Annotated in this window: 16 protein-coding genes; 6 read left to right on the top strand and 10 right to left on the bottom strand. The window is 67.2% G+C overall.

Annotation, left to right across the window (positions count from 1 at the left end):
- Positions 1-4: 4 nt before the first annotated feature.
- Positions 5-1,237 carry an MFS transporter gene (locus L1892_RS05835; protein WP_235722597.1) on the top strand — a complete coding sequence of 411 codons (1,233 nt, stop codon included), beginning with the start codon at positions 5-7 and terminating at the stop codon, positions 1,235-1,237.
- Here L1892_RS05835 and L1892_RS05830 read toward each other — a convergent pair.
- The 4 genes from L1892_RS05830 to serA form a co-directional block, all read right to left on the bottom strand.
- Positions 1,194-2,195, bottom strand: coding sequence for a DUF1648 domain-containing protein (locus tag L1892_RS05830; protein WP_235722596.1), 1,002 nt, complete (start codon positions 2,193-2,195; stop codon positions 1,194-1,196). The genes L1892_RS05835 and L1892_RS05830 overlap by 44 nt on opposite strands.
- On the bottom strand, positions 2,192-2,545 hold the full coding sequence (locus tag L1892_RS05825) for a GntR family transcriptional regulator (RefSeq protein WP_235722594.1): 354 nt from the start codon (positions 2,543-2,545) through the stop codon (positions 2,192-2,194). The genes L1892_RS05830 and L1892_RS05825 overlap by 4 nt, the downstream gene beginning before the upstream one ends.
- Positions 2,546-2,677: 132 nt before the next feature.
- Positions 2,678-3,688, bottom strand: a complete 1,011-nt coding sequence (locus L1892_RS05820) for a 3-isopropylmalate dehydrogenase (RefSeq protein WP_235722589.1) — start codon at positions 3,686-3,688, stop codon at positions 2,678-2,680.
- Entirely contained in the window at positions 3,685-5,280 is a 1,596-nt protein-coding gene (gene serA, locus L1892_RS05815) for a phosphoglycerate dehydrogenase (RefSeq protein ID WP_235722587.1), read from the bottom strand. The genes L1892_RS05820 and serA overlap by 4 nt, the downstream gene beginning before the upstream one ends.
- 313 nt (positions 5,281-5,593) lie before the next feature.
- Between serA and L1892_RS05810 the strand changes: the two genes are divergently transcribed.
- The gene (locus L1892_RS05810; protein ID WP_235722585.1) at positions 5,594-6,259 is read left to right on the top strand and encodes a chymotrypsin family serine protease; all 666 of its coding nucleotides are present in this window, start codon (positions 5,594-5,596) and stop codon (positions 6,257-6,259) included.
- Positions 6,260-6,339: 80 nt separating this feature from the next.
- Here the strand turns inward: L1892_RS05810 and ilvC are convergent, their stop codons facing one another.
- Genes ilvC through L1892_RS05795 form a run of 3 tightly spaced genes read right to left on the bottom strand, consistent with a single transcriptional unit; the run spans position 6,340 to position 9,854 of the window.
- On the bottom strand, positions 6,340-7,353 hold the full coding sequence (gene ilvC, locus L1892_RS05805; protein WP_235722584.1) for a ketol-acid reductoisomerase: 1,014 nt from the start codon (positions 7,351-7,353) through the stop codon (positions 6,340-6,342).
- Between the two features lie 42 nt (positions 7,354-7,395).
- On the bottom strand, positions 7,396-7,899 hold the full coding sequence (ilvN, locus tag L1892_RS05800; protein WP_235722582.1) for an acetolactate synthase small subunit: 504 nt from the start codon (positions 7,897-7,899) through the stop codon (positions 7,396-7,398).
- Positions 7,896-9,854 (bottom strand): acetolactate synthase large subunit, encoded by a 1,959-nt coding sequence (locus tag L1892_RS05795; RefSeq protein WP_235722575.1) that lies wholly within the window; start codon positions 9,852-9,854, stop codon positions 7,896-7,898. Before L1892_RS05795 ends, ilvN begins: the two co-directional genes overlap by 4 nt.
- Before the next feature lie 272 nt (positions 9,855-10,126).
- Here L1892_RS05795 and L1892_RS05790 point away from each other — a divergent pair, with 272 nt between their 5' ends.
- Both L1892_RS05790 and ilvD read left to right on the top strand, forming a co-directional pair.
- On the top strand, positions 10,127-10,564 hold the full coding sequence (locus L1892_RS05790; RefSeq protein ID WP_235722573.1) for a PH domain-containing protein: 438 nt from the start codon (positions 10,127-10,129) through the stop codon (positions 10,562-10,564).
- Positions 10,565-10,691: 127 nt separating this feature from the next.
- On the top strand, positions 10,692-12,536 hold the full coding sequence (ilvD, locus tag L1892_RS05785) for a dihydroxy-acid dehydratase (protein WP_235722571.1): 1,845 nt from the start codon (positions 10,692-10,694) through the stop codon (positions 12,534-12,536).
- 18 nt (positions 12,537-12,554) lie between these two features.
- Here ilvD and L1892_RS05780 read toward each other — a convergent pair whose 3' ends face one another.
- Entirely contained in the window at positions 12,555-13,742 is a 1,188-nt protein-coding gene (locus L1892_RS05780; protein ID WP_235722570.1) for a DoxX family protein, read from the bottom strand.
- A gap of 160 nt (positions 13,743-13,902) precedes the next feature.
- On the opposite strand from L1892_RS05780, the gene L1892_RS05775 reads away from it, so the two are divergent.
- Positions 13,903-15,003: a PQQ-dependent sugar dehydrogenase gene (locus L1892_RS05775; protein WP_235722788.1), complete on the top strand. Its 1,101-nt coding sequence runs from the start codon at positions 13,903-13,905 to the stop codon at positions 15,001-15,003.
- A 64-nt stretch (positions 15,004-15,067) separates the two neighbouring features.
- On the opposite strand, the gene gatB is transcribed toward L1892_RS05775, so the two are convergent.
- On the bottom strand, positions 15,068-16,570 hold the full coding sequence (gatB, locus tag L1892_RS05770; protein ID WP_235722563.1) for an Asp-tRNA(Asn)/Glu-tRNA(Gln) amidotransferase subunit GatB: 1,503 nt from the start codon (positions 16,568-16,570) through the stop codon (positions 15,068-15,070).
- 145 nt (positions 16,571-16,715) lie between these two features.
- Here gatB and L1892_RS05765 point away from each other — a divergent pair, with 145 nt between their 5' ends.
- Positions 16,716-16,979: a PspC domain-containing protein gene (locus L1892_RS05765; RefSeq protein ID WP_235722561.1), complete on the top strand. Its 264-nt coding sequence runs from the start codon at positions 16,716-16,718 to the stop codon at positions 16,977-16,979.
- Between the two features lie 9 nt (positions 16,980-16,988).
- Here L1892_RS05765 and L1892_RS05760 read toward each other — a convergent pair whose 3' ends face one another.
- A complete protein-coding gene (locus tag L1892_RS05760) occupies positions 16,989-18,023 on the bottom strand; it encodes a 6-phosphofructokinase (protein ID WP_235722560.1) in 1,035 nt (344 codons plus the stop codon).
- Between the last annotated feature and the right edge of the window lie 20 nt (positions 18,024-18,043).

Raw genomic sequence — 18,043 nt, 5'->3', positions numbered from 1 at the left:
TGACATGGACCGCGTCGCCGAAACCCCTGTGCGGACGCAGCCGACGATGACCGCGGCGCGCCGATGGACGATGCTGTGCTGCGCATTGGTCGCCGCGATGACCACCACCTGCGCGGTCAGCGGCGTTGCGTATCTCATCCCGGCCCTGCACACCGAGCACGGCATGTCGCTCGCTGCGGGCTCGGTGCTGGCCACGGTGCCCACGGTGGGCCTGATGCTGCTGATCATCCCGTGGGGCGCACTGTTGGACCGATACGGTGAGCGCCGCGTCCTGACCATCTCACTGTGCATCACCCTGGCCGGCACCATCGCCGCCGTGGTCATCTCCGCCGTCGACGCCCCGTTGTGGGCCTTGGGCGCAGCACTGTTCGTCGGCGGATTGGGCTCCGGGGCAGCCAACGGCGCCAGCGGTCGAATCGTGGTGGGCTGGTTCCCGGCTCGACAACGCGGCACCGCGATGGGGGTACGTCAGATGGCACAGCCGCTCGGCATCGCGGTGTGCGCGCTCACCATGCCGCCGACCGCGCAGGCACTCGGCGTCACCGCGGCCCTGGCGGTTCCGATGGTGGTGACCGGACTCGGACTCATCGCATGCGTCGTCGGGATCGTGGATCCACCATCGCCGCCGCGACGCCCCGCCGACGTGACGGAGTCGAGCACTGGTCGAAATCCCTATCGAACCAGCGGATTCCTGGCCCGAGTCCACGGTGTGAGCGTGCTGCTGGTGATTCCGCAGGCCATGATGTGGACCTTCGTGCCCACCTGGTTGATCGTCGCGCATCAGTGGCCGCCGGCCGCGGCGGGCGTCCTGGTGACCGTGACACAGGTGATCGGCGCCATCGGCCGCATCGTGGCCGGACGGGTGTCGGACGCGTGGGGCTCGCGCATGCGTCCGATCCGGTTGATCGCCCTGATCGCCGCCCTGGCAACGATGGCGCTGGCACTGACCGACTGGTTGGGGAGTCCCGTCGCACCACTGGTGATGGTGATCGCCTCGATCGCCTCGGTCGCCGACAACGGCTTGGCTTTCACCGCCATCGCCGAATACGCCGGCCCGTCATGGAGCGGGCGCGGTCTGGCGATTCAGAACACCGCCCAGTACCTGGCCACCTCGGCGAGTACCCCCATACTCGGCGCATTGATCGCCGCGTCCGGCTTCCCGATCGCCTTCGCGCTGACCGCCGTGACACCACTCATCGCCATTCCCCTCGTCCCGCGGGATCGACAAATCGATTGATCAGCCCTGCGGCGGTGCGAGCGTCGTCCACCACGACTACGTGGCGTGCTCCACCGCGCCGGAGGATCAGCAGCGCGTCTCCGGACCGGAGCACGAAACCCTTGGCCCCCTTCAGATCCCCGTGCATCGCCACGCGATAGCCGTAGCCGCCGAAATCACGCAGTGCCCGAACCTGCACGTACTCGGCGTGATCGATCTCCGCCATCGGAATCACGGTGCGCGGCCAGCCGAGTCGGCCGCGGACCGCCACCGCGCGACGGTCGACCGTCACCCGGACACTCCACATCGCGACAGACACGACGAGTACCCCGACCGCGATGAGGATGACGGGCCATGAGCGCACCAGCAGTGCCACCGAGATCAGGATCATCAAGGCGATGGCGATGATCGCCGTCGCCACGCCGGACGTGGTCGCGACCCGTGTCCACAGTGCCCGCTCGCCGGGGGCGAGCGCGACGTCGGGCCGTTCGCCGACATCTGGCGGTTGCTCCGTCGACGTCCACTTCGGCACGAGCGCAGCCGTTCCCGCGCCCGCCGCGAGTCCCAGGAGCCAGCCGGCCGGCAGCTGCCACGTCGGGGTGGCGGCGTCACCGGCATCCGCGAGACCGCGCTGCGACCCGGTCGCCAAGACGATGATGGCGATCGTCGACACTGCAACGCCCACAACGATTCCGAGCGTGAGACGAAAGGCGGTGCGATCGCGCAGCAGCACCGACAGTGCACCGAGGACGGCACCGAGGATCCCCACGAAGGCCGGCAAGGCAACCACCACCGGAACGCTGGTGAAACCGTCGGCGCCACCGCCACCCCAGTGCGTGGCCACCGGATCGGGTAGGCCGTCGGCCCATGCTGCCACGAGCAGGGACCCCACGACTCCGGCGATCATCGACGGAAGCACACCGAGCGCCCCGATCAACCACCTGTTCATGCTGTCCCCCTGTTCGTCCGGTCCACTCACAGCGTCCACCTCCCGTGGATCTCGGCGGCCGTCGCGTCGGCCGACATGCCCAGTCGCCGCGCCACCCGGATCAGACCCTCCACCGCATCGGCGAGTTCGGCACGCCCGGCGGCCGCGTGTGTCACCACCGCCCCCCGCCCTCGACGAAGTTCGACGACCCCGTCGTCGCGGAGCAACTGATAGGCGCGCAATACGGTGTGCAGATTGATGTCGAGCGACGCGGCCAGATCGCGTGCGGCCGGGAGCCGCTCACCACCTCCGATCTCCTCGCGTGCGATCGAGCCGCGAAGTGACGAGGCGATCTGTTCGTACAGCGGCACGCGCGAAGACGGGTCGATGCGGATCAACACGTGCTGATCATATAGTTCTATCGAAAATAGAACAATGAACCGGCGTCGTGCGAGACACGATGGCCACGACGACGAAGCCCCGCCCGGATGTCTCCCGGGCGGGGCTCTGTCGCGACGGTCGCGCGATGGAGATCAGACGCGTTCGCGGATACGGCGCCCGATCTCGGTGGTGCTCAACGCCTCCGACCCGCGAGCGGCCACATCGTCGGCGACGGCCTTCTCGACTCGCTCGGCCGCGTCGGTCTCACCGAGATGAGCCAGCAGCAGGGCTGCCGACAGGATCGCAGCGGTCGGATCGGCCTTGCCCTGCCCCGCGATGTCGGGCGCGCTGCCGTGCACCGGCTCGAACATCGACGGATTGGTCCCGGTGGCGTCGATGTTGCCCGACGCGGCCAATCCGATGCCGCCGGTGACCGCGGCGGCGATGTCGGTGATGATGTCGCCGAACAGATTGTCGGTGACGATGACGTCGAATCGCCCGGGATCGGTGACCAGGTAGATGGTCGCCGCGTCCACGTGGCAGTAATCGGTGGTCACGTCGGGATATTCGGCGCCGACCTCGGCAACCGTGCGACTCCACATCGCACCCGCAAAGGTCAACACGTTGGTCTTGTGCACCAACGTCAGCTTCTTGCGGCGCGCCCGGGCACGTTCGAAGGCGTTACGCACCACGCGTTCGATACCGAACCGGGTGTTCACACTGACCTCGGTGGCGACCTCGTTCGGTGTGCCGACGCGGATCGCGCCACCGTTACCGGTATAGGGACCCTCGGTTCCTTCCCGCACCACCACGAAGTCGATGTCCGGATCGCCGGCGAGCGGCGAGTTGACACCGCGAAGCTTGCGGGCCGGTCGCAGATTGACGTGATGGTCGAGGGCGAAACGCATGTTCAGCAGCAGGCCGCGCTCGAGCACACCCGACGGCACCGACGGGTCCCCGATGGCGCCGAGCAGAATCGCGTCGTGTTCGCGCAACGACGCCAGGTCGTCGGCGGTGAGCAACTCTCCGTTGCGGTGGTACCGGCGTGCGCCCAGGTCGTAGTCGGTGGTCGTCACCGCGGGCACCACGGCTTCGAGAACGCCGATGGCCTCGCCGACGACCTCGGGACCGATGCCGTCCCCGGCGATCACTGCGAGCTTCACGACAGATCCACCTGTTCGATCAGGGTGGCGCCGACGGCCTCACCGATCGAGGCGACGAGATCGTCGGACAGCTTGGCGCTGACCCGCAGCACCACGGTGGCTCCCGGGCCGTCGGCATCCTGCGACAGACCCGCCGCCTGGATGTCGATGTCGGCGTTGCCCAGCAGGGTGCCGATCCGCCCGAGCGAGCCGGGCTTGTCGGCGTAGCTGACGATCAGATTGTGGCCCTCGGCCCGCAGGTCGAAGTTGCGGCCGTTGATGTTGACGATCTTCTCCACCAGGCGCGGTTCGGTGAGCGTGCCCGATACGTTGTGCACCGACCCGTCGGCGAAGACGGCCTTCACGTCCACCACGCTGCGATGGTTCGGGCTCTCCGGCGCGGTGGTGACCTCACTGGTCACGCCACGATCGGCGGCCACAGCCGGGGCATTGACGAAGGTGACGGGTTCGTCGAGGACCGCAGAGAACAGCCCGCGCAGTGCCGAGAGGCCGAGAACCTCCACGTTGTTGGCGGCGAGCTCGCCGCGGACGTCGACGACGAGCGAGGTCGGTGGCTCGTCGCTGATGACTCCCACCAGCAAGCCCAACTTGCGCGCCACCTCGAGCCATGGCGCCACCTCTTCATCCACCGCACCGCCGGTGATGTTCACCGCGTCGGGCACGAAGTGTCCGGCCAGCGCGAGCCGGACACTCTTGGCGACGTCGGTGCCGGCACGGTCCTGGGCCTCGCTGGTGGAGGCGCCGAGGTGCGGGGTCACCACGACCTGCGGCAGCTCGAACAGCGGCGAATCGGTGCACGGCTCGGTGGCGTAGACGTCGAGTCCCGCGCCCCGGACGTGCCCGGAGTTGATCGCATCGGCAAGCGCCTGCTCGTCGATGAGGCCACCGCGCGCGGCGTTGACGATGACGACACCCTTCTTGGTACGCGCCAGCTGGTCTTTGCCGATGAGTCCCAGCGTCTCCGGAGTCTTCGGCAGGTGCACGGTGATGAAGTCGGCGCGCTCGAGCAGTTCGTCGAGGCTGACCAGTTCGATGCCGAGCTGAGCGGCGCGGGCCGGCGACACGTACGGGTCGTAGGCGATGATCGAGGTCTCGAACGCGGCCATCCGAGCGGCGACCAGCTGGCCGATGCGGCCGAGGCCGACCACGCCGACCGTCTTGTCGAAGATCTCCACACCGTTGAACGCCGAGCGCTTCCACGTGTGCTCCCGCAGCGTGGCGTCGGCGGCGGGGATCTGTCGGGCCGCGGACATCAGGAGCGCGACGGCATGTTCGGCCGCCGTGTGGATGTTGGAGGTGGGGGCGTTCACGACCATCACGCCGCGCTTGGTCGCGGCCGGGACGTCGACGTTGTCGAGGCCGACACCTGCGCGCGCGATGATCTTGACTCCGGGTGCGGCGTCAAGCACTTCGGCGTCGACGGTGGTGGCCGACCGTACGAGAATGGCGTCGGCGTCGGCCACGGCTTCGAGCAGTTTCGGCCGGTCGGGGCCGTCCACCCAGCGGACCTCGACGTCGTCGCCGAGCGCTTCGACGGTCGAGGGAGCCAGTTTGTCGGCGATCAGAACGACCGGACGGCCAGCTGAGGTCACGATAGTCTCCATGGTCGGGGGCCAAAGTCAGTGAGAAGGCGGAGATCGCCGCAGGCGGCGCAGAGGCGACCACGGGGACTTCCGCGGACAGCTTAGTCGTCGCCGCATGTCGGATTTGCAGGCGGTATCCGCTGCTCGGGTCCGCCCCCGGAATTTCACGGTAGATTGTGATCGGCATTACGGATAGGTTGCAAACCGACCCCGGGACGATTCCGCACCACGCATCACGCGGCTACCGCCCGGTACCGTGTGCTTGGCCCCGGGCTCGGCTCCGGGGCCGTTGATTCTGTGCGCATCGATGAGCGGAGAGTGGATGATGAGGAAGCTGACAGCACTGTTGGCTGTTCTGGCTGCAACAGTGCTGGCCGGCTTGGGGGCTGGCTCAGTGGATGCCGCACCGGCGAAGATCTATCTCGGTGGTGGATCGGGAATCCTGGTGCTCAAGGGCGGCAATTCCGCGGCAGCGTGCACGCTGACCACCATCGGCAAGTCCAACACCGGCAAGCTGATCGGTATCACCGCCGGTCACTGCGGCAATCCCGGCCAGAAGGTGTACTCCGAGACCTTCCAGGACCGTGGTCAGGCCGGCACCATCACGTACTCCGCGAGTGATCTCGACATCGCGGTCATCGAGTTCAATCCGGCCAAGGTCGTGCCGCTGCGCTCCGTGCGCGGATTGACCATCCGCAGCGTGGACCCCCGGCCGCTCGCGTTCCCGGCCGTCGCCTGCAAGCAAGGCCGCACCACCGGCAACACCTGCGGTATCAGCTGGTTCTCCGACGGCGATGTGCACTTCAGCCAGCTGTGTGTGGTCGAGGGCGACTCCGGCAGCCCGGTGGTCGTCGGCGACCGCCTCGTGGGCATGGTCAACGCCTACTACTTCCTCGCCTGCCTCGGACCAGAGACGGGCACCAACATCGCCCCGATCCTGCGCCGGGTCGGTTCGCTGCCGCAGTACGGCGGTTTCCGCCCGATCTGATCGTCAGCTACGACAGTGGCCCCGAGGTCTCACCTCGGGGCCACTGTCGTAGCTACCAAAAGTCAGGGACGTGAAGTCGCTCAGGCGGTCTCGGTGATCGGCCGGTCGACCCAGCTCATCAGATCGCGCAGCTTCTTGCCGGTGACCTCGATCGGGTGCTCGGCGTTCTGCTTACGCAGCCCCTCGAGTTCCTTGTTGCCGCCCTCGACGTTGGCGACGAGACGCTTGACGAAGGTGCCGTCCTGGATGTCCTTGAGGATTCCGCGCATCCGCTCCTTGGTGTCGGCGTCGATGACGCGCGGCCCCGAGAGGTAACCACCGAACTCCGCGGTGTCGCTCACCGAGTAGTTCATGCGCGCGATGCCGCCCTCGTACATGAGATCGACGATGAGCTTGAGCTCGTGCAGCACCTCGAAGTAGGCCATCTCCGGGGCGTAACCGGCCTCGACCATGACCTCGAAGCCGGTCTTGACCAGTTCCTCGGTGCCACCGCAGAGCACGGCCTGCTCACCGAACAGGTCGGTCTCGGTCTCTTCCTTGAAGGTGGTCTTGATGATGCCGGCACGGCCACCGCCGATGGCGCTGGCGTAGCTCAGCGCGAGAGCCTGACCCTCACCCTTGGGATCCTGGTCGATGGCGATCAGGCAGGGCACACCCTTGCCGTCGACGAACTGACGACGCACCAGGTGGCCGGGGCCCTTCGGCGCAACCATGCCGACGGTGATGTTCTCGGCCGGCGTGATCAGGTCGAAGTGGATGTTGAGGCCGTGTCCGAAGAAGATGGCGTCGCCATCTTTCAGGTTGGGCTCGATGTCCTCGGTGAAGATCTTCGCCTGCGAGGTGTCCGGGGCGAGGATCATGATGACGTCGGCCCAGGCAGCGGCCTCGGCGGCGGTCATGACCTTCAGGCCCTGCTCGGCGGCCTTGTCGCGCGACTTGCTGCCCTCGCGCAGGCCGATCGCGACGTCGACGCCGGAGTCACGCAGCGACAGCGAATGTGCGTGTCCCTGGCTGCCGTAGCCGATCACCGCGACCTTGCGGCCCTGAATGATCGACAGATCGGCGTCGTCGTCGTAGAACAGTTCGATCGCCACAGTTGGATTCCCTTCGATTTCTTCTCGTGTGATTCGTTCGTGTCAGCGGTTGGCCGACATGCTCTTGGGTCCCCGACCCAATGTGACCGCGCCCGACTGCGCGATCTCCCGGATGCCATACGGATCGAGCATCCGCAGCAGCGCCTCGAGCTTCTCACTCGTGCCGGTGGCCTCGATGGTCAGTGATTCCGGCGAGACGTCGATCACCTTCGCGCGGAACAGGTTCACCACCTCGATCACTTCTGATCGCACCGCCGAGTCCGAGCGCACCTTGATCATCATCAGTTCTCGGGACACCGAACTCTCCGGGTCCTGTTCGACGATCTTGATGACGTTGATCAACTTGTTGAGCTGCTTGGTGACCTGCTCGAGCGGGAAGTCGTCGACGGTGACCATGATGGTCATCCGTGAGATCCCCTTCAGCTCGGTCGGTCCCACGGCGAGCGACTCGATGTTGAAGCCGCGCCGCGAGAACAGGCCCGAGACACGGGCGAGCACGCCGGGCCGGTCCTCGACCAGAACGCTGAGGGTATGGGTGGTGCTCACTGCTCGTCCTTCTTGTCTGCGGAACCGGCCAGCACCGCGGCATCCGTGCGGCCCATGGCCTCATGGATCTCCGGTGTGTCGACCGAGGCGGATTCGTCATCATCGAAGAGCGGACGGATGTCGCGCGCCGCCATGATCTCGTCGTTGCCGGTACCCGCGGCGACCATCGGCCACACCTGCGCGTCGGCACCGACGATGAAGTCGATGACGACCGGCCGGTCGTTGATCTCGCGGGCCTTGGCGATCACCTCGTCGACGTCGGCTTCGTTCTCCACCCGGAATGCCGCACAGCCCAACGCCTCTGCGAGCTTCACGAAGTCCGGGATGCGACGTGAGTGCGTCGCCAGGTCGGTGTTGGAGTAGCGCTCCTCGTAGAACAGCGTCTGCCATTGGCGAACCATGCCCAGATTGCCGTTGTTGATCAGGGCGACCTTGATCGGAATGCCCTCGATCGCGCAGGTGGCCAACTCCTGGTTGGTCATCTGGAAGCAGCCGTCACCGTCGATGGCCCACACCTCGGTGTCCGGCGCGGCGGCCTTGGCGCCCATCGCGGCCGGGACGGCGTAGCCCATGGTGCCCAGACCGCCCGAGTTGAGCCAGGTCCGTGGCTTCTCATAGGAGATGAACTGCGCGGCCCACATCTGGTGCTGCCCGACGCCTGCGCAGTACACCGCGTCGGGCCCGGCGGCCTTGCCGATGGCCGAGATGACGAACTCCGGCGACATCGAGCCGTCGGCCTGACGGTCGTAGCTCAGTGGATACGTGCGCCGGATGCCGTCGAGGTACCGCCACCACGTCGACAGGTCCGGCGCCTCGGTGGTGGTCGCGCGCTCGTTGCGGATCGTCTCGAGGAGGTCGCCGATGACCGCCTTGCAATCGCCGACGATCGGCACGTCCACATGCCGGTTCTTACCGATCTCGGCCGGATCGATGTCGGCGTGGATCACCTTCGCGTCGGGCGCGAACGACGACAGCTGACCGGTCACCCGATCATCGAAGCGGGCGCCGAGGGTGATGAGCAGATCGCTGCGCTGCAGCGCCGCGACCGCGGCGACGGTGCCGTGCATACCCGGCATACCCAGGTGCTGGGAGTGGCTGTCGGGGAATGCACCGCGCGCCATCAACGTGGTGACCACCGGGATACCGGTCAGCTCGGCCAGCTCACGCAGTTCCTCGGACGCGTTGGCCTTGATGACACCGCCACCGACGTAGAGCACCGGCGCCTTGGCCGACTGGATCAGCCGTGCCGCCTCGCGGACCTGCTTGCCGTGCGGCTTGGTCACCGGACGGTAGCCGGGCAGGTCGATCTGTGGCGGCCACGAGAAGGTGGTCTGACTCTGCAGGATGTCCTTGGGGATGTCGACGAGCACTGCACCCGGACGTCCGCTCTCGGCGATGTGGAACGCCTCGGCGATCACGCGCGGGATGTCGGCGGGGTTGTTCACCAGGAAGTTGTGCTTGGTGATCGGCATGGTGATGCCGGAGATGTCGGCCTCCTGGAAACCGTCGGTTCCGATGAGCGCGCGACCCACCTGACCGGTGATCGCGACCACCGGGACCGAGTCCATCTGCGCGTCGGCCAGCGGGGTGACCAGGTTGGTCGCGCCGGGGCCCGACGTGGCCATCATGACGCCGGCACGTCCGGCGACCTGGGCGTAACCGGTGGCCGCGTGACCCGCGCCCTGCTCGTGGCGCACCAGGACGTGACGCACCTTCGCTGAGTCGAGCAGCGGGTCGTAGACGGGCAGAACGGCTCCGCCCGGGATGCCGAAGACGATCTCGACGCCGAGTTCCTCGAGCGAACGAACCACCGATTGCGCCCCGCTGACGCGTTCGGGAGCAACCGTGTGCTGACCTACCGCGCGCAGATTCCCGCCCGCTGGTGACTGTTGACGCGGCGCCGCTTCGCGCGCGGTTCCCCGCGCGTCGTCGGTACGTGCTGTTGGTGCGCTCACTGCACGATCCTTTTGCTCTGGTGTTCGTTCAATTGACAAGAAAAAACCCCCGACAGCTGAGCTGTTCGAGGGTGGCGCGTCGATGCTGGAGGTCTACGAAGTGACCCGTCAGGCGACGACGCGCCGGCCGAGTACTACGAGAATCTGATGCTGCATCACGCCTTCACGGTAGGACCGGCGCATGTCAAGAGTCAAACCGCGCCCATCGGCATCCCACATCGTGGGAACATCCTGGTGAATCAACGGGATGCGTGAAGTGAGACAATGGTCGGGTGTCAACTCCATCGCCCGCCTCTCATGATGCACCCGCCGTCGAACTGCCGCAGACGTTCCGGATTCAACGTCTCGCCTACTTCGCGGTGCCGATGATGTTCGTGGTCACGGTGATCCTCGCCGGTGCGTCGCTGGTCTGGCTGGGCTGGACCCTCATCCTGCCCGTACTGCTGGGCTGGTGGATCGTCCGGATCCGGACCGTCGTGACCGAAGACGGCCTGCGGGCCGTGCACACCTTCTCCACCCGTGAGATCCCATGGAGCGAGATCGACGGCCTGCAGTTCCCCCGGTGGAGTTCGGTGCGGGCGGTACTGGCCAACGGCACGCGGGTCCGCCTGCCCGCCATAACCTTCGCCGACCTGCCCCGGCTCTCGGCAGCCAGCCGCGGTCGCATTCCCGATCCGTACGCCGCGGCAGCCGCCGACGACGAGAACTGACCCAACGAAATCATTTTGTTCGCGCTCGTCGCCGCGGAGTAGCCTCGTCAATCGTGTACGGCCCCATGCGGTGGCGTTCACGAGTTCGCCCGAGTCCAGGCGGACATGTCGACACAAGGAAACAGCGATGCCAGCTCTGAGGTCCCGAACCACCACCGTCGGCCGCGAGGCCGCAGGAGCCCGGTCTCTGTGGCGGGCCACAGGTATGACCGACGATGACTTCGGCAAGCCGATCGTCGCGATCGCCAACTCCTACACCCAGTTCGTACCCGGCCACGTGCATCTCAAGGACGTCGGCGAGATCGTCGCCGACGCGGTGCGCGCGGCGGGCGGGGTGCCGCGTGAGTTCCACACGATCGCCGTCGACGACGGAATCGCGATGGGGCACGGCGGAATGCTCTACTCCCTGCCGAGTCGCGAGATCATCGCCGACTCCGTCGAGTACATGGTCAACGCCCACACCGCCGATGCACTGGTGTGTATCTCCAACTGCGACAAGATCACTCCTGGCATGCTCAACGCCGCGATGCGGTTGAACATCCCGACGGTGTTCGTGTCGGGTGGACCGATGGAGGCCGGCAAGGCCGTGGTGGTCGGCGAAGTCGCCCACCCGTCGTCGGATCTCATCACCACGATCTCGGCGTCGGCGAACAGCGCCGTCGATGAGCAGGGCTTGTCCGAGGTCGAGCGATCGGCGTGCCCCACCTGCGGATCGTGCTCGGGCATGTTCACCGCCAACTCGATGAACTGTCTCACCGAGGCCCTCGGCCTGGCCTTGCCCGGCAACGGATCCACGCTGGCCACCCATGAGGCCCGCCGCGCGCTTTTCGAACGTGCCGGCACCGTGATCGTCGAAGCGGCCCTGCGCTGGTACCGCGACGACGACAGTTCGGTGCTGCCCCGTAACATCGCCACCCCCACCGCATTTCGCAATGCGATGGCGCTCGATGTCGCGATGGGCGGCTCCACCAACACGGTCCTGCACATCCTTGCCGCCGCGCAGGAGGGCGAGGTCACCGACTTCGACCTCTCCACCATCGACGAGATCAGTCGCAACGTGCCGTGCCTGTCGAAGGTCTCACCGAACTCCGACTACCACATGGAGGACGTGCATCGCGCCGGTGGAATCCCCGCGATCCTGGGCGAACTGCGCCGGGCCGGTCTGCTCGACGACACCGCCGCAACCGTGCACAGCCCGACGATCGGGCAGTTCCTCGATGACTGGGACATCCGCGGCGGCACGGCGATCGACGCGGCCGTCGAGCTGTTCCACGCGGCGCCCGGCGGTGTGCGTACCACCACCCCGTTCTCCACGGCGAACCGGTGGACGTCGTTGGACACCGATGCGGCCGGCGGCTGTATCCGCGATCTCGAGCACGCCTACACCGTCGAGGGCGGTCTGTGTGTGCTGCGCGGCAATCTGGCGCCCGACGGCGCGGTGCTCAAGACTGCGGGCATCGACGAGGAACTCTGGCATTTCCAGGGGCCCGCGCGCGTCGTGGAGAGTCAAGAGGACGCCGTGCAGGTGATCCTGTCGAAGACCATCCAGGCCGGCGAGGTGCTCGTAGTGCGGTACGAAGGGCCCGCCGGTGGACCCGGTATGCAGGAGATGCTGCACCCCACCGCCTTCATGAAGGGCACCGGCATGGGTCGTAAGTGCGCGTTGATCACCGACGGCCGGTTCTCCGGCGGGTCGTCGGGGCTCTCGGTCGGACACATGTCGCCCGAGGCGGCATCGGGTGGCGCGATCGGGCTCGTCGAGGATGGGGACCCGATCCTGATCGACGTCCGGACCCGGCGCCTCGAGGTGCTCGTCGACGACGACGTGCTCGCCGAGCGCCGCGCGAAGATGGAGGCGTCCGAGCGACCGTGGCAGCCCAAGGACCGACAGCGACCGGTCACCACCGCACTGCGTGCCTACGCGAAGCTGGCCACCTCGGCCGATCGGGGCGCGGTGCGCGTCGTCGACTGACCGACCGGCAGCGGGCGCTCAGCCGGTGGGATTGCCGGGTGACTCGAACGGGTTGGTCCCGTTGAACAGCAGCCACACGGCGACCGCGGCGCCCACGCCGACCACCAGCAGCGCCAGCGACCCCCACGCGGGTCGGCGCGCCCAACCGCGTGGTGCATCGACGGAGATCCGGCCGGGACCGGTCAGGATGATGACCGCCGCGCACACCGCCAGTAGCAGTTCGTATTCGATCCCGGCTCCCCCGCCACCGGAGGCGAAGAACCATACGCCACCGGCCAGAGTGGCCTTGTATGCCGCGGCCACGAGCATCACACCGAGCACCGCCGACGCCGCCAGCGGGGTGAACAGCCCGACCACCAGCATCAACCCACCGAGGGTCTCCGAGAGCGCGCCGACGATGGCAAGGGGCCGCGCGGCGTCGTCCTGAAAGCCGATCGCCGGATTGGGCGCGTTGACCAGCATGTCCTGAAAGCCCGACAGTCGCGGGCCGTTCCACCACCCGAACAGTTTCTGCGCTCCGTGTGCCATCGCGATGAGTCCCACCGCGACCCGAAGCAGCAGCAGGCCGAGGTCGATGGTGCCCCGTCGAGCGCGCCGCTCAGAGTCGGCGAGATCCTCTTCCACCGACCGCAGACGTTCATCACCGGTCGGGTAGCTGTCGCCGACGGGGTACGGCTCCGCGATCGGCGAGGTCTCCGGCGTCGGATACGGATCGGCTCGGTCGTCGCCGGCCGGCTCGGCCGCATACGCGGTGGTCCGCGGTGCCGCGGACGCACCGAAGGCGGTGGTGGGCGCGCCTGCGTCGCCGAGGGTCGGGGCCTGCGCGACGATCGGGGTGGTCGGATCCTCTGCGGCCGGCGGCCGGGGATCCACCGCCCCCGCCGGTCGACGGTCGATGGCCTCAGTGGCCGGGGTCGGATCGGCCGGGGTCGGATCGGCCGGGGTCGGGTCTGCCGACTCCGGGTCGGCCGGGGCGGGATTTGTCGGCGTCGACACAGATCGGGTCTGTACCTCGTCAGGTGCGATGTCATCGAGATCATCGACCCGCTTGCGGCCCGCCGCAGCGTGTCGGTCATAGAAGGTGTCGCGATCCTCGGTGGGAACCGGCCGGCGGCGCCCGGATGCGGCCGTCCCGAGATCGATCTCGCCCGTTGGTTCGTCGTACGGACTGGAGCCGCCGCCTGCGGCTGGGTCACGTTCGCTCACGGTTCCGACTGTAGGCGCCAACACCGTTGGACGCCTCGAGCAGCGCGCGGTGAGTCGGAAACGATCGCCTACGCTGGACGCCATGCGTATGGGGTGGCCGAGGTCAGAACACGACCGCGAGCGGTCGACCGCATCGGCCCGCACCCGCCCCGGTCGCCTGATCACTCTGGTGGTGCTCGGTGTGCTGATGCTGGCGGCGAGTGGATGTGCCGATTTCACCGAGCAGGATCGCGCGAAGGACGCCGGTGCGTTCAGCGCCAACAACGAGTCACCGGCGCAGCAGCAACAGCCCCGTCCCTCCCCCACCGAACCACCGGTACCACCGCCCCCCGGTCCGTGTGTGGACCCGGACCCGGCGGTGATCGCCACCTGCCTGCAGTCCACCGCAGCGGTGATGCCCGGCGACGATCAGGGTGAGGTCACCGTGGTGGCCGAACGCACCACCGGAAAGATCATCACCACCAAACGCTATGGACCGCAGCGTGTTCTGGCCACAGCGCCGGTCGACGCATCCGGCGACGGCGGACTGATCGACTTCGCCTTCTCCCCCACGTACGACCAGGACCGGTTGATCTACGCATTGATCACCACCGCGTCGGACAATCGGGTGGTGCGCCTGGCACCGGGCGACGTGCCCAAACCGATCCTGGTGGGTATTCCCAAGGGTGCCAGCGGGAACATGGGCGCGATGTTCTTCAGGTCCCCGACGGAGCTGGTGGTCGCGACCGGCGACGCCGGCAACCCGGCCGCCGCCAATGATCCCTCGTCATTGGCGGGCAAGATCCTGTCGGTGACGTCGCTGAGTTCGGGCGCGAACCCGCGCCCGCGAATCCTGGCCTCGGGTTTCGGTTCGAATGTGTCCCTGTGTCCGAGCGCCACCACCGGCTCGCTCTATGTCGCCGACCAGACCGCGACCGAGGATCGCATCCAGGTCCTGGAGCCATCGGGCCCGAAGGTGTTGTGGACGTGGCCCGACCGCCCGCAGATCGCCGGCTGCGCGGTCACCTCCGGTGCCATCTTCGTCTCGACGACTCGCACCCAGCACATCGAGGCCCTCACCGAACCGACTCGGGAGAAGCCGGCGATCACCCCACCCGCAGTGGTGTTGGAGAAGCGCTACGGCGCGTTGGGTCGGATGGTGGCGCTCGAGAACGGTGTGATCCAGTTCGCCACGGTGAACCGCACCTCGGGTGAGCCGGTCAGCACCGACGACCGCGTGGTCCGCTGGCTGCCGCCGTCGTCGACCGAGGACCGGACCTGACCGGGTAGCCTCGCCGGCAGATTGCACCCCGTTGCCGGAGGTAGTCTGCCCGGAGCGGGCCCGATCAGGAGCAGGCGGCCAGGACGAGTTCCTTGACCCGAGCCGGGTCGGCCTGACCGCGGGTGGCCTTCATCACGTCGCCGACGATCTTGCCGGCCGCAGCGACCTTGCCCCCGCGGATCTTGTCGGCGATGTCGGGGTTGTTGGCCAGGGCATCATCGACCGCCTTCTGCAGAGCCGAATCGTCGCGCACCACCTCGAGGCCGCGATCGGCCACCACCTGATCCGGCTCGCCCTCGCCGTCGAGCACCCCCACCGCTACCTGCTGAGCGAGTTTGGTGGTGAGCTTGCCCTCGTCGACGAGGCCGATGATCCGCGCCACCTGCGCCGGAGTGATCGGCAGGTCGGCGAGTTCGGTACCGCGGGTGTTGGCCTGTTGCGCCAGGAACGACACCCACCACCCGCGGGCGGCTTCCACGCCGGCGCCGGCGTCGACGGTCGCGATCACCAGGTCGATCGCGCCGACGTTGACGAGGTCACGCATCACCTCGTCGGAGACACCCCATTCGTCCTGGATACGGGCGCGGCGCACCCACGGCATCTCCGGCAACGTCGTACCCAGCTCGGTGATCCACGACGGGTCCGGAGCGACCGGTGGCAGGTCGGGCTCGGGGAAGTAGCGGTAGTCCTCGGCGGTCTCCTTGCGACGTCCCGCCGACGTCGTGCCGTCGGCCTCATGGAAGTGCCGGGTCTCCTGCACGACCTCGCCCCCGGCGAGCAGCAGCGCGGCCTGCCGCTGCATCTCGTAACGCACCGCCACCTCGACACTCTTGAGCGAGTTGACGTTCTTGGTCTCGGTGCGGGTGCCGAACTCGGTTGCGTCCTTGCGCATCAACGAGACGTTGGCGTCGCAGCGCAGCGAGCCCTGATCCATCCGGACATCGGAGACGTCGAGGGCCTTGAGCAGATCTCGCAGAGCCGACACGTAGGCACGGGCGATCTCCGGTGCACGCTCACCGGCGCCGACGATGGGCTTGGTCACGATCTCCACCAGCGGAACGCCGGCCCGGTTGTAGTCGAGCAGTGAATGACTCGCCCCATGGATGCGGCCGGAACCACCGATGTGCAAGGACTTGCCGGTGTCCTCCTCCATGTGCGCACGCTCGATCTCCACCCGCCACGGGGTGCCGTCTCCCAGCAGCACCTCCAGGTGGCCGTCGTAGGCGATCGGTTCGTCGTATTGGGAGATCTGATAGTTCTTCGGCTGATCGGGGTAGAAGTAGTTCTTGCGGGCGAACACGCTCGACGGCCGGATACTGCAATTGAGCGCCAGCCCGATCCGGATCGCCGACTCGATGGCCTTGACGTTCGCGACGGGCAGCGACCCCGGCAGGCCGATGCACACCGGACACACCTGGGTGTTCGGGTCGGCACCGAACGCGGTCGGGCAGCCGCAGAACATCTTGGTCGCGGTGCCCAGTTCGACGTGCACCTCGAGGCCGAGGACGGGGTCGAACTCTGCGATGACCTGGTCGTAGTCGAGCAGTTCGGTGGCAGCGGCAGTCATGGATGCCATCTTATTGCTCCCGTGATCCGTCGGCCCCCCGGGTCGTCGGACGCAAGCGATGCGAACCCGGGTGGAGATCAGGGTCATCCCCGATGCGACCGGGACGAGCAATCCGTAGCGTCGATGTCAGACGAAAGGAACAACCATGACCACCACGACTCCGGCTCCCACCCGACTGATGCGTTCACGCGACGACGCCTGGCTCGGCGGAGTGTGCGGCGGTATCGCCAAGCGCTTCGGTTGGGATGTCACCGTGATCCGGGTGCTCTTCGTGGCGTCGATCCTGCTGCCCGGCCCGCAGGTGTTGTTGTACCTGGTGCTGTGGCTGATCATCCCGCGCGAACCGGCGCAACCGGCGCAACCGTCGACACCGCCGGTCTACCCGGCGACGCCACCCGCAACCCGCTGACCCGTCGGGTCAACCGAAGATGACCCGGATCTCCTGGTACTGATCGGCGGGCACCGACTTCTGATTGGCCAGCGCATCGGAGAAATCGACGCGCACGATGTCGGTGCCGTTGAGCGCCACCATCTTGCCCCACCCCTTGTCGGCGCAGAGGTCGGTGATCGCCATACCGAGTCGGGTCGCGAGGACCCGGTCGAATGCCGTGGGGACACCGCCCCGCTGGATGTGACCCAACACCGTGGCGCGCGTCTCGATACCGGTACGTTCCTCGATGAGCGGGGCGAGCACCTCGGCGATACCGCCAAGGCGCGGACGGTTGAAGCCGTCGAGCCCCTTCACCGAATAGGCCTCGTCCATGTCCGGGAACTTGAATCCCTCGGCGACGACCACCATCGGGGCACGACCACGGTTCTTGACGTGGGTGACCCAGGCGCAGATCTGATCGAGGCTCTCGGGCTGCTCAGGGATGAGGATCGCGTGCGCGCCGCCGGCGATGCCGGAGTAGAGGGCGATCCAACCGGCGTGCCGTCCCATCACCTCGAGGACCATGCACCGCTTGTGCGAGTTGCCGGTGGTGCGCAGGCGATCGATGGCCTCGGTGGCGATCTCCACCGCGGTGTTGAATCCGAACGTGTAGTCGGTGGCGTCGAGATCGTTGTCGATTGTCTTGGGAACGCCGACGATGTTGATGCCGTCCTCGTACAGCCGTCGCGATGCCGACGCGGTGCCCTCTCCACCGATGGCGATGACACCGTCGATGCCGAGGTTCTTCATCACCTTCTTGATGTTCTCCGCGCCGCCGTCGGGTTCCTGATACGGCCCGAACCGGCTGGTACCCAAGATTGTTCCACCCTCGTGGGACAATCCGCGAACCGTGGAGCGATCGAGTTCCATGATGTCGCCGTACACCAGCCCGTACCAGCCGTCCTTGAAGCCGACGAACTCGTGTCCATAGACGGTTTCGCCCTTGAGTACTGCGCCGCGGATCACCGCGTTCAGTCCCGGGCAGTCACCGCCGCTGGTGAGAATGCCGAACCTCTTGGCCATCGCCCTGAGACCTTCCTGTC

The organism is Gordonia tangerina, assembly GCF_021556435.1.
In the GTDB taxonomy this organism is placed as follows: domain Bacteria; phylum Actinomycetota; class Actinomycetes; order Mycobacteriales; family Mycobacteriaceae; genus Gordonia; species Gordonia tangerina.
Note: the sequence above shows the minus strand (reverse complement) of the source record. Positions and strands in the feature narration are given on the sequence as shown.